General features: G+C 67.7%; 12 protein-coding genes and 1 riboswitch. Of the genes, 7 read left to right on the top strand and 5 right to left on the bottom strand.

Annotated elements, in window-relative coordinates; all coding sequences use genetic code 11:
• The first annotated feature begins 39 nt into the window (after positions 1 to 39).
• Positions 40 to 102, top strand: a riboswitch (Fluoride riboswitch).
• The 6 genes from ABDW21_RS00290 (at position 100) to ABDW21_RS00265 (ending at position 5,694) form a co-directional block, all read left to right on the top strand.
• On the top strand, positions 100 to 375 hold the full coding sequence (locus tag ABDW21_RS00290; protein ID WP_343709905.1) for a hypothetical protein: 276 nt from the start codon (positions 100 to 102) through the stop codon (positions 373 to 375). Its footprint overlaps the riboswitch before it by 3 nt.
• Positions 376 to 498: 123 nt before the next feature.
• Positions 499 to 798 carry a PE family protein gene (locus tag ABDW21_RS00285; RefSeq protein ID WP_343599281.1) on the top strand — a complete coding sequence of 100 codons (300 nt, stop codon included), beginning with the start codon at positions 499 to 501 and terminating at the stop codon, positions 796 to 798.
• Between the two features lie 22 nt (positions 799 to 820).
• A complete protein-coding gene (locus ABDW21_RS00280; protein WP_343599283.1) occupies positions 821 to 2,134 on the top strand; it encodes a PPE domain-containing protein in 1,314 nt (437 codons plus the stop codon).
• 75 nt (positions 2,135 to 2,209) lie between these two features.
• Positions 2,210 to 2,542 carry a DUF732 domain-containing protein gene (locus ABDW21_RS00275; protein WP_343599285.1) on the top strand — a complete coding sequence of 111 codons (333 nt, stop codon included), beginning with the start codon at positions 2,210 to 2,212 and terminating at the stop codon, positions 2,540 to 2,542.
• A 96-nt stretch (positions 2,543 to 2,638) separates the two neighbouring features.
• Entirely contained in the window at positions 2,639 to 4,168 is a 1,530-nt protein-coding gene (locus ABDW21_RS00270) for a DNA mismatch repair protein MutS (RefSeq protein ID WP_343709904.1), read from the top strand.
• The gene (locus ABDW21_RS00265; RefSeq protein ID WP_343709903.1) at positions 4,165 to 5,694 is read left to right on the top strand and encodes a DNA mismatch repair protein; all 1,530 of its coding nucleotides are present in this window, start codon (positions 4,165 to 4,167) and stop codon (positions 5,692 to 5,694) included. Before ABDW21_RS00270 ends, ABDW21_RS00265 begins: the two co-directional genes overlap by 4 nt.
• 4 nt (positions 5,695 to 5,698) lie before the next feature.
• Here ABDW21_RS00265 and ABDW21_RS00260 read toward each other — a convergent pair whose 3' ends face one another.
• A complete protein-coding gene (locus ABDW21_RS00260; protein WP_343709902.1) occupies positions 5,699 to 6,949 on the bottom strand; it encodes an MFS transporter in 1,251 nt (416 codons plus the stop codon).
• A gap of 212 nt (positions 6,950 to 7,161) precedes the next feature.
• On the opposite strand from ABDW21_RS00260, the gene ABDW21_RS00255 reads away from it, so the two are divergent.
• Positions 7,162 to 7,875: a GAF and ANTAR domain-containing protein gene (locus tag ABDW21_RS00255; RefSeq protein WP_343599292.1), complete on the top strand. Its 714-nt coding sequence runs from the start codon at positions 7,162 to 7,164 to the stop codon at positions 7,873 to 7,875.
• A gap of 14 nt (positions 7,876 to 7,889) precedes the next feature.
• Here the strand turns inward: ABDW21_RS00255 and ABDW21_RS00250 are convergent, their stop codons facing one another.
• The 4 genes from ABDW21_RS00250 to rplS are packed head-to-tail and all read right to left on the bottom strand — an operon-like array spanning position 7,890 to position 10,172.
• Positions 7,890 to 8,195, bottom strand: coding sequence for a DUF2469 domain-containing protein (locus tag ABDW21_RS00250; RefSeq protein ID WP_343599293.1), 306 nt, complete (start codon positions 8,193 to 8,195; stop codon positions 7,890 to 7,892).
• A gap of 4 nt (positions 8,196 to 8,199) precedes the next feature.
• Complete coding sequence (locus tag ABDW21_RS00245; RefSeq protein WP_343709901.1) at positions 8,200 to 8,928, bottom strand: ribonuclease HII; 729 nt, start codon at positions 8,926 to 8,928, stop codon at positions 8,200 to 8,202.
• Between the two features lies 1 nt (position 8,929).
• Positions 8,930 to 9,781, bottom strand: a complete 852-nt coding sequence (gene lepB / locus ABDW21_RS00240) for a signal peptidase I (protein ID WP_343599295.1) — start codon at positions 9,779 to 9,781, stop codon at positions 8,930 to 8,932.
• Between the two features lie 49 nt (positions 9,782 to 9,830).
• Complete coding sequence (rplS, locus tag ABDW21_RS00235; protein ID WP_343599296.1) at positions 9,831 to 10,172, bottom strand: 50S ribosomal protein L19; 342 nt, start codon at positions 10,170 to 10,172, stop codon at positions 9,831 to 9,833.
• Positions 10,173 to 10,577: the final 405 nt, after the last annotated feature.

Below are 10,577 nucleotides of genomic sequence, written 5' to 3'. Positions count from 1 at the left end.
CGCCGTGTCCTTGCGATCGACGTGAAACCTCAGGTATGCTCTTGAGCAGGCGATGGAGCTCGCCACAACTGCCCCACCTGGGCTAATAGCTTCTACCGCGTGAAACACACGGTGGAAGGCAGGTGTGGAGCATGGCGCTTCTCGCTTATTTTTCTTTGGCGCGTCACCGCGCGACCCCGGGACAGCATGTTTGCCGCTCCGGATGGCGTGCGCCCAAATCGCCTCGCCCGGTTGGCCGTTCGGAATGGCGCCGATCTGCGGCTGCCGGCCGCCCAACTGGACTGGCTGTCAAACGATTTCATCCACCGTCTTCGGAACACCTCACGCGAAAATTGCGCAAAAGCCCTGGTCGGCGCTCGCGTCGAGCAGAGCTAGTCGTCGAGTGTGCGGTTTCGTACGCCAGCGCCGGCGCGTCGCGTACGAAACCGCACACTCGACAGATTTTCAGGTGCTCACACCGGGGCGCAGCCGCCTCAACGCTCTGAGGGAGGGATTCTCATGTCATTCGTCACCACAAATCCAGAAGCGTTGGCATCGGCGGCGGGCGCCCTGCAGGGCATCGGCGCGGCGATGACCGACCAGAACGCGGCTGCCGCCGCTCCGACAACGGGCGTGGTCCCTGCGGCGGCCGACGAGGTCTCGGCGCTGACCGCGGCGCAGTTCGCCGCACACGCACAGATGTACCAGGCGGTCAGCGCCCAGGCCGCAGCGATCCACGAAATGTTCGTACACACGCTGGCAACCAGCGCCGGGTCGTACGCGGCTACCGAGGCCGCCAACGCCGCCGCTACCGGCTGATTCGCTAAGGGGCTGCACTGCCATGGATTTCGCACTGCTACCGCCGGAGGTCAACTCGGCCAGAATGTACGCCGGTCCCGGCTCGGGACCGATGCTGGCGGCCGCAGCGGCCTGGGACGAGCTGGCCGCCGAACTGCATTCCACGGCCGCCGCCTACGGTTCGGTGATATCAGGACTGGCCAGCGGACCGTGGCTGGGACCGACATCGGCGTCCATGGCCGCCGCGGCCACACCCCATGTGGCGTGGATGACCGCCACGGCCGCACAAGCCGAGCAGACGGCCTCGCAGGCCAGAGCGGCCGCCACCGCCTACGAGGCCGCATTCGCGATGACGGTGCCGCCGCCGGTGATTGCGGCTAACCGCGCTTCGCTGATGGCGTTGGTGGCGACGAATTTTCTGGGCCAGAACACCCCGGCGATCGCGGCCACCGAGGCCCACTACGGCGAAATGTGGGCCCAAGATGCCGTCGCCATGTACGGATATGCCGGCCACTCGGCGGCGGCGACGGCGTTGACGCCGTTCACTTCGCCGACGGCCACCACCAATCCGGCCGGGGTGGCGGGCCAGGCCGCCGCCGTCGCGCACGCCGCCGGCGCGGCCGCGGGAACCCAGGCGCTGCAGGGCGTCGCGGCAGCGGGCGTGTCCTCAAGTGCGGCGTCCTCATCCGCGACCCCGGTGGCCTCGGTGGCCTCGCTGGCGGCGCTCCCCGCGATCATCGACATTTTCGCCGCGTCGGCAGCCACGGGCGCGTCGAGTACCAGCGCGCCCGCCTCGATCACCTCGGCCGCCTACTCAGGCAGAAACGTCGCGCTGACCGAGGAACTGGCGGCGAACGAGGCGGCCCACGGGGCCATCCGCGGAGGCGCCGCGGGGCCGGCGAGCAGGTTCGGGTCGGCGGCTTCGGAAGCGTTGGGCACCGCCGCCGCCCCGCCGGTTGCCGCCGGTCTGGGCCAGGCGTACTCGATCGGAGGATTGTCGGCGCCAACGAGCTGGGCTGCGGCCGCTCCGGCGACCCGGCTTGTCGCGGTGCAGTTGCCGAGCGCGAGCCTCAGCGCCGCCCCCGCAGCGTTGGCGGGCACGTCCGAGAGTGTGTTCAGCGACATGGCCCTCGCCGGGATGGCCGGGCGTGCTCTCGGCGGTACCGCCGGCTTGAGCCGACACGACCGGGTTAGAGCGTCCGCGAGTCGCGACCGCGCACAACCGCCGCACGGATCACCGGCCGGTGGCGGCCCCGTGACCGGAATCGTCGCCGAACTGAGCGCTCTCGCGCAACTCCGTGACTCCGGAGTGCTGACCGACGAGGAATTCACCAAGCTCAAACAGCGGATTGTCTGATCCCGCGGCGTCACATCGGAAAAGTCACCTCAAAAAAGGCACATCAAAAAAAGTCACATCGAAAGGAGGCGGAACATGTTCAGGATTGCAGCACTCGCCGGCGGGCTCGCCGTCGCCGCGATCGTCGTGGCCCCGCCCGCAGGCGCCAGCGAGTCGGACTACCTGACCCGGCTGAAAAATACCGACATCAGCGTCATGTCGCCCACGGACGCCCTGCACTGGGGCCAAGCCGCGTGCGACTCGTTACGCGACGGCACGCCAGTGCCGTCGACGATCTCGATGCTCGAGGACACTGCCGGCTTCAGGCCTCGCCATGCCGGGCAATTACTCGGCGCCGCCGCCGCCGAACTGTGCCCCGATCAGTACCAGACCGTGATGGACTGGGCTCATGGCCAGATCGGCCGGTAGCGCGGAGCGAAGGCGACGACGCTCGCCCCGGCGGCGCCACCGGCTGATGGCTTCTTCCCCGTGAGGGCCTTGCGGTAGAAGGCGGGCGAGCGACACATGGCGAGATTTTCCAGCATCCTCTCCCCCCATCGCGACGCGACGGCCGGCGCTGACACGGCACCGGATTGCTCTGCCGATCTGCACCTCGACGAGATCGTTGCGGCGGTGACGTCCGGCCACCCCGCCGGCATCGACAGGTTCTTCTATGCACCGCTGCGCGACGTGCCCACACTCGATTACCGCCATGACGTCTTCCACGATCTCGAGCGCGACCACACGCGTCGGGTAATCCAGGCATTCGTCGACGGCATGCGCACGATGCGGCGCCGTCTGCACCACGCCGAGCACGTGTGGCATCCCCTGCAACGGCAAGGCTGGTTTGTCGAGGCGGTCGAAGTCTATTGCGCGGCTGTGGTGGCGCTGCACCAGGATCTGGCCAACCTCCGGCCGGCTTCTCGGGGGCTACGCGGGTTCGCCGACTTTGTGTCTGACTACATCGAGAGCGACGTCTTTCAGACGCTGGTAGGTCAGACCGATGCCATGCACGCCGAGTTGCGCAAGGTCCGCTACATCGTGCACATCCACGGACTTGCCGTTCATGTCGAAAAGTTCGACGGCCAAACCGATTACAGCAGCGAGATCGTAGCGACGTTCGAACGATTCGCTATCGAGGCAAGTAAGGACTACCGCGTTCCGATCCCCGACCACCCCGACATGAACCACGTAGAGGAACAAATCCTTGAGTGCGTCGCCAGGCTTTACCCGCAAACCTTCGAGTCGTTGGCCGCCTTCAGCGACCGGCACAAGGATTTCCTCGAGCCCACCATCGCCCGATTCGATCACGAAATCCTTTTCTACCTCTCCTATCTGGCCTTCGTCAGCCGTTTCCGGACAGCCGGCCTGACCTTCAGCTATCCGGAAATCACCGCCGAAACCGGTTCCGTTTCCGTTGACGACGCCTTCGATCTGGCGCTGGCAGTCAAATCGATCGACGAGGACAAGGCCGTCGTCTGCAACGACTTCGCGTTGTCGGGGGCCGAGCGGATTTTCGTGGTGACCGGTCCCAATCAGGGTGGCAAGACGACGTATGCCAGGACGGTCGGCCAATGCGTCTACCTCGCATCGCTCGGCTGTCCGGTTCCTGCCAGGCGGGCCCGGCTGACGCTGCCCGACCAGATCTATACCCATTTCGAACGGCAGGAATCGCTGTCGACACTGCACGGCAAGCTCGACGACGAGCTGGAGCGCATTCACGACGTCCTGTCGCGCGCCACCGACGCCAGCATCATCATCATGAACGAAAGCTTCTCGTCGACCACCGTCAACGATGCGCTGCTGATCGGTACCGAGGTCCTGCACCGCATCATCAGGCTCGGCTGTGTCGCGGTCTACGTCGGCTTCCTCGACGAGTTGGCCGGCCTCGACCCGGTGTGCGTCAGCATGGTCGGTGAAGTCGCGCCGGATGATCCGACCCGGCGAACGTTCAAATTCACCCGGCGCCCCGCCGACGGTCTGGCCTACGCCACCGCGTTAGCCGACAAATACGGGCTCGATCACGAGACGCTGCGACGAAGGATCAGCCGGTGAGAGTTCGTCTGCTGCACCCCGACCGCGACCCCGACCTGGAGCCGGCGCTGCCGTGGCAGCTGCGTGACCTCATCGACGTGGACCTCGAATTGCCGCGGCTTTACACCGCGATGGCCGCCGGTGACGAATTTCTGCTCGAGACCGCCAAGAAAGTGGTGCCGCTGACCGTCGCCGATCCGGACGTCATCGTCTACCGCCAGCAGGTGCTGTCCGACTGTCTGGCCAATCGCTCTGTGGTGCAACAGATGTACGACATCGCGGTTGACGGGGCCGAGGTGCGGCGCAAGGTCTTCCTCGGCGGGCTGATGTCGCGCAACCCGGAGTCGATCCTGCGCCGCTCCGTCCGGATCCTCGAATTGCTCGCCGGGCATCTCAAGCAGTTGCGCAGCCTGTGCGACGAGCATGCCGGCCGGTTCCGGTCGGCCGGCTTTCAGCAGCTCGGTGCGATGGTCGCCGACCAGCTATCCGACGACTACCTGAGCCGGCTCGACGAGCATCTGGGCGAATTGCACCTGCCGCGTGGAGTTCTGCTCAGCGCGCAGCTGGGACCGGGTAACAAGGGCCAGCGGCATGTCTTCCACCAGGCGCCCCGGCGCAGCTGGTGGGAAAAACTGGTCGGACATCACAGCGACGCGTGCGGATTCGTCGTCGGCGACCGCGACCAGGCGGGCGCCCAGGCCCTCACCGAGTTGGCCGGGCGTGCCATCAACGACGTCGCGAACATCGTCACCCAATCCGCGGACCACGTCCAGGTGTTCTTCGGGCGGCTGCGCACCGAACTCGCGTTCTACCTCGGGTGCGTCAACCTGCGCGACGCGCTCGCCACATCCGGTGTGCCGACCTGCTTTCCGGTCCCCGCCCCGATCGGCGACAGGCAATTAAAGTGTCGCGACCTGCGCGACGTGGGGCTGTGCCTGACGACGGCCGCACCGGTCACCGGCAACGACGTCGACGCCGACGGCACGTCGTTGATCGTGATCACCGGCGCCAACGAGGGCGGCAAGACGACATTCCTGCGCAGCGTGGGCGCAGCGCAGGTGATGATGCAAGCCGGCATGTTCGTCACCGCGGAATCGTTTCGCGCCGACGTTCGACACGGCGTCTTCACGCATTTCAAACGGGAAGAAGACGCCACGCTGACGCACGGAAAATTTGACGAAGAACTCGCCCGCATGAGTCGCATCGCCGATCACGTCGGGCCGGCGTCATTGCTGTTGTGCAATGAATCCTTCGCCGCGACCAATGAGCGCGAGGGATCGCAAATCGCACGCGGCATCGTGGCGGCCATGGTCGACAGTGGGGTCAAGGTCGTGTTCGTCACCCATCTCTACGATCTCGCCCACAGCCTGTACGCCCGCCACGACCCGGCCGACTTGTTTCTGCGGGCGCAGCGTCGTCCCGACGGCACGCGCACATTCCGATTGTTACCCGCAGAGCCTGAGCCGACCAGCCACGGCGAGGATTCGTTCCGCCGGGTCTTCGGCATCCCCGCCCACCCGGACGACCAGCCTGTCCGATCCGGCTGACGCCTCAGCCGATCGGCGCTTGTCCTCGGCCTGCCGCGGGCCGCAGCATCCCGGATGCGATGAGCGCCAGCAACATCCATGCCGCGGCGTAACCGAAAGCCAGAGTGGGCGACACCACCGTGTACAGCACTCCGACGACCACCGTCGCCACCAGGTCGCCGGTGGCCTGTACCGCCCCCAGCACACCGAATCCGCTGCCGCGCAGCCGATCGGGAAGCAACTGGGAGGTCACCGCCGATTGGGTCGGCTCGGCCAGTCCGATGCCCGCCCCGGCCGCCGCAAAACCGAGCGCGATGACGACCGGGCTGTGCGCCCCGACAGCGAACACGCCGTAGGCGATCACGTATACCGCGGCACCGGCCGCGAACACCGCGCGCGGCCCGGTTCCGTCATACCAGCGCCCAGCGGTCAGCGATGCCGCCGTCGCGACGACGTTGTGTCCCGCGTAGATCAAGATCGCCAGCGTGGTCGCCGCACTCACCGACCGCTGCGGGGAACTCAGCAACTGTGTGGCGCGAAGGATCAGCATGGTCGTTGCGACGTTGCCGAATTCGAATAGTGCAACCGGCAGCAAGGCCCGCAGCATGCCGGCGTCGCGCAGCGCACGCAACTCGAGTCGGCGCGGTGCGCGCCTGCCATCGGCGCGGACCCGGCGGCGAGACTCTCGAGCGGCCACGATGATCGCCACCGCTGCGAACAGCCCGGGAATCGCCGCCAGGTAAAGCGCGGGCCGTACCCCCACCCAGGCCACCAATCCGGCTGCGAGCAACGGCCCCGCCACCGCGCCCAGGTTGTCCCCGGCGCGTTCGAGCCCGAATGCCCTGCCCCGCGCGGACTCCGGGCTCAGCGACGCCAGCAGGGCATCGCGGGCCGGCGACCGCAGACCGCGCGACAACCACGCGATCGCACGCAGCCCGCCGGCCTGCCACACCGTCGCCGCCGCGCCGATCGCCCCGGTCGCCAGGGCGGTGCCCAGATACCCGCCGGACGCGGCCCGTCCGCGCCGCCCGGGGTCGTTGGCCAGCGGCCCGCCGATCAGCTTCATCACACCCATGAGGGCGTCGCTGACGCCGTCGATGATCCCGAGTGCTGCCGCCGAAGCTCCCAGCGTGCTGGTCAGAAATGTGGGCAGCACCGACGTCGTCACCTCGTGACCGGTGTCGGAGAAGAAGCTCGCGGCGCCGACCGCGCCGACGCCGGGGGTGAACCAGGCTCGGTCGCCCGCCCCGGCGACGTCACTGTCCTCTGCGGTCATCGGCCCTGACTCCTCCGTCCGGCGTCGGCCTCGTTCTCGGCGCGTAGGCTGTGGATCGGGTCACTACCTCGCTGCGACGGTACCCGGTATAACTGGATCGAAAGATCCGATCGGTCGACCGCCAGGCTTTCAGCACACGACAACCGGTGTCGATGGCGCAGCTCCCGAGATTGCGAGAAAACGTGTCAGACCAGGCGAATTCCGGCGTTTCAGTGCAAACCGCGGCGACTGATCCGGCGACGGTCTTCGCCGCGCTGGCGGAGATCATCTATCAGGGCGCGGACCCCCGCGAGGTGTACGCCGCGATCTGCGTGGCGGCGACGCTGGTGGTTCCCGGATGCGACCACGCCAGCCTGTTGGTGCGTCGCGACGGCCGCTACGTCACCGTCGGCGCCAGCGATCAGATCGCCCAGCACATCGACGACCTGGAACGGCGTGTCGGCGACGGCCCGTGCATCGACGCGATCGAGGAGGAGGCACCCCAGATCGAAACGGACCTGACGACACCGAGCCAGTGGCCCCGGCTGGCCGCCCGCCTCCTCGCCGAGACGCCGGTGCGCGGCGCCATGGGATTCCGGCTGCGGGTCGGTGAGCGTAAAGCCGCGGCGTTGAACCTGTTCAGCGACACCGCCAACGTGTTCGACACCGAGTCCGCCGGACGGGCCATCGTGCTGGTGTCGTTCGCCAGCGTGGCCCTCAACGCGATCGCCCACGGCGAAGACGCCACCACCCTGCGCCGCGGGCTGCTGAGCAACAGGGAGATCGGCAAGGCGGTCGGCATGCTGATGCTGCTGCACGGGGTCTCCGAGGACCAGGCGTTCGAGGTGCTGCGGCGCTACTCCCAGGACATGAACATCAAGGTCGCCGACGTCGCCCGGTCGGTCATCGAGCATCGCGGCAAGCTGATCTTCGACGACGACCGGTAGCCGCGGCCCGGCGCCTACTCCGGGAGGCGCAGCTCGGGCTTCTCCACCTCTTCGATGTTGACGTCTTTGAAGGTGACCACCCGCACCTGCTTGACGAACCGGGCCGGGCGGTACATGTCCCACACCCACGCGTCGGCCAGCCGCAGCTCGAAGTACACCTCACCCTCGGCGTTGCGCGGCACCATCTCGACGCTGTTGGCGAGATAGAACCGCCGCTCGGTTTCCACCACGTAGCTGAACTGGCCCACGATGTCCTTGTACTCGCGGTACAGCGAGAGCTCCATCTCGGTTTCGTACTTCTCGAGATCTTCGGCACTCATCTGCTCAGCCGTCCTTCTCCTCGCACTGCCCGGCCCCCATCTTTCCCCACCCGCCGTCGTCACGCCGGTCCGATCCGCAGCCGGCGACCGCCCGCGCGACGGTGACGAACGAATACCGGTGCTCGCGGCACGGGCCCCGCTCGCCCAGCGCCGCCGAGTGCGCAGGCGTGCAGTAGCCCTTGTGCTCGGCGAAACCGTAGCCGGGATGGTCGGCGTCCATCGCCACCATCATCCTGTCGCGGCTGACCTTGGCCAGCACGCTGGCCGCGGCGATGCAGGCCGCCGCCGCGTCTCCGCCGACGACCGGCAGCGACGGCATCGGCAACCCCGGCACCCGGAAACCGTCGCTCAGCACGTACCCAGGACGCAGCGGCAGGCCGGCGACCGCCCGGCGCATGCCCTCGATGTTGGCGACGTGCACCCCGCACCGGTCGACCTCGGCCGGCGGGATGACCACCACGTGGTAGGCCAACGCGGCGCGACGGATCAGCGGGAACAGCGTCTCCCGCGCCTGCGGCGTGAGCTTCTTCGAATCATTTAGGCCCGCAAGGCTTTCCGCCCGGATCGGCCCCAGCACGCAGGCCGCGACCACCAGCGGCCCGGCGCACGCGCCGCGGCCCACCTCGTCGACCCCGGCGACCGGCCCCAGCCCACTGCGGTACAGCGCCGCCTCCAGGGTGCGCAGGCCGCAAGACTTGCGGATCACCGTCCGGGGCGGCCAGGTGGTGGGCATGCTACTGATTCTGCTGCGGATTCACCGAGTGCACGACACCCCACCGCCCCGGCGGCCACACGATGAACCTGGCCTTGCCGATCACGTTGCCCACCGGCACGGTGCCCGACATCGGATCGCCGGTGCACAGCACGCCCTCCAGCGCCTCGGCCGGGCTGCTCACGCAATGCGCGCGGGAGTCCGCCGAGTGCGTGCGGTTGTCGCCCATCACCCACAACCGGCCCGGCGGCACGGTCACCGGACCGAACTCGTTGCCCAGGCAGGGGTAGGAGGACGGCTCGGCCATCAACGTGGCCGGGTTCAGATACGGCTCCTTGAGCCGTGCGCCGTCGACCGTCAGGCCAGTGCTGAACCGGCACTGCACAGTCTGCCCACCGACCGCGATGACCCGCTTGACCAGATCGTTCTCGTCGGGCGGCACAAAGCCCACGAACGACAGCGCGTTCTGGATCGCGCGCACCACCGCGTTGTGCGATCGGATCGATCGGTATCCGACGTTCCAGGACGGTGGACCCTTGAACACAATGACGTCGCCGGGCCGGGGCGAGCTGAAACGGTAGATGATCTTGTCGACCAGGATGCGATCCCCGACGCAGCCCGAACACCCGTGCAGCGTGGGTTCCATCGACTCCGACGGGATGAGGTAGGGCCGCGCCACAAAGGTCAGCATCAGGTAGTAGAGCACCACCGCAATCACCGTCAGGATGACGCCTTCGCGCAGTACCGCCGGCTTCTTGCGCTCGTCGCTGTCCCCGGCGTCAGCGCCCGGGGTGGCGGAATCCTCGGTCGCGATGGGTTCCGCCGGACCGGAATCGGGTTGACGCTCGGGCGGCGAGTCCGGGGTTTCGGTCACCACCTGAGCGTAGCCAGGGCCGTCCGCGCCGGCGCGAGCCACACCCGCATCAGCGCTTCTCTTTGATCTTGGCCTTCTTGCCGCGCAGTTCCCGCAGGTAGTACAGCTTGGCGCGACGGACGTCGCCGCGGGTCACGACCTCGACGTGGTCGACGTTGGGCGAGTGCACCGGAAACGTCCGTTCGACGCCGACGCCGTAGCTTTCCTTGCGGACGGTGAACGTCTCCCGGACGCCGCCCCCCTGCCGGCGGATCACCACGCCCTTGAAGACCTGGATGCGCTCCTTGGCGCCCTCGATCACCTTGACGTGCACGTTGACCGTGTCGCCGGGGCTGAAGTCGGGGATGTCGTCGCGCAGTGAACCCTTGTCGACGAAGTCCAGCGTGTTCATGTCGGCAGACACTTCCTTGCGGCTTGCGGCTGCGGCGGCTGCTCGCGCCGCAGCGGGTGAGCAGACCGAGCCGATGGTTTCGGGCGTCTCGTCGCAACTCGCAACAGCCGGGAGGGGCCCGGCCCGCGACTGCTGGAGGCAACCCCCCCAAGTCTGCCAGATGGCGCGCAGGCAGCGAAATCGCACGAGTCGGGCGCCGTTTCCAGCGGTCTGACGCCGCGTCGGATGGTAGGTGTAGAAGAGGCCGGACTACAGGAGACAGGATGCCGCACGCTAACCTGGGTCGTCGGGCGGACGGTTGTCCGGCCAGCCTGAACAGGTAATGCCGTCGATGCACCCGAGGAGGCGTATGCGCACGCGGCCCGTCCGCTGGGTTGTCGCGGCGACCGCAGTTGTGGCGCTGCT

Origin of the sequence: Mycobacterium sp., from assembly GCF_039583805.1 — a bacterium.
GTDB lineage: Bacteria > Actinomycetota > Actinomycetes > Mycobacteriales > Mycobacteriaceae > Mycobacterium.
This window is presented reverse-complemented; position numbering and strand designations above follow the sequence as displayed.

Bases quoted from the DNA above. Each gene is read 5' to 3' on its own strand.
- ABDW21_RS00275 (WP_343599285.1), top strand. From the start codon at position 2,210: ATGTTCAGGATTGCAGCACTCGCCGGCGGGCTCGCCGTCGCCGCGATC.
- ABDW21_RS00280 (WP_343599283.1), top strand. From the start codon at position 821: ATGGATTTCGCACTGCTACCGCCGGAGGTCAACTCGGCCAGAATGTAC.
- rplS (WP_343599296.1), bottom strand. From the start codon at position 10,172: ATGAACACGCTGGACTTCGTCGACAAGGGTTCACTGCGCGACGACATC.
- ABDW21_RS00245 (WP_343709901.1), bottom strand. From the start codon at position 8,928: ATGCCCACCACCTGGCCGCCCCGGACGGTGATCCGCAAGTCTTGCGGC.
- ABDW21_RS00260 (WP_343709902.1), bottom strand. From the start codon at position 6,949: ATGACCGCAGAGGACAGTGACGTCGCCGGGGCGGGCGACCGAGCCTGG.
- ABDW21_RS00270 (WP_343709904.1), top strand. From the start codon at position 2,639: ATGGCGAGATTTTCCAGCATCCTCTCCCCCCATCGCGACGCGACGGCC.
- ABDW21_RS00250 (WP_343599293.1), bottom strand. From the start codon at position 8,195: ATGAGTGCCGAAGATCTCGAGAAGTACGAAACCGAGATGGAGCTCTCG.
- ABDW21_RS00285 (WP_343599281.1), top strand. From the start codon at position 499: ATGTCATTCGTCACCACAAATCCAGAAGCGTTGGCATCGGCGGCGGGC.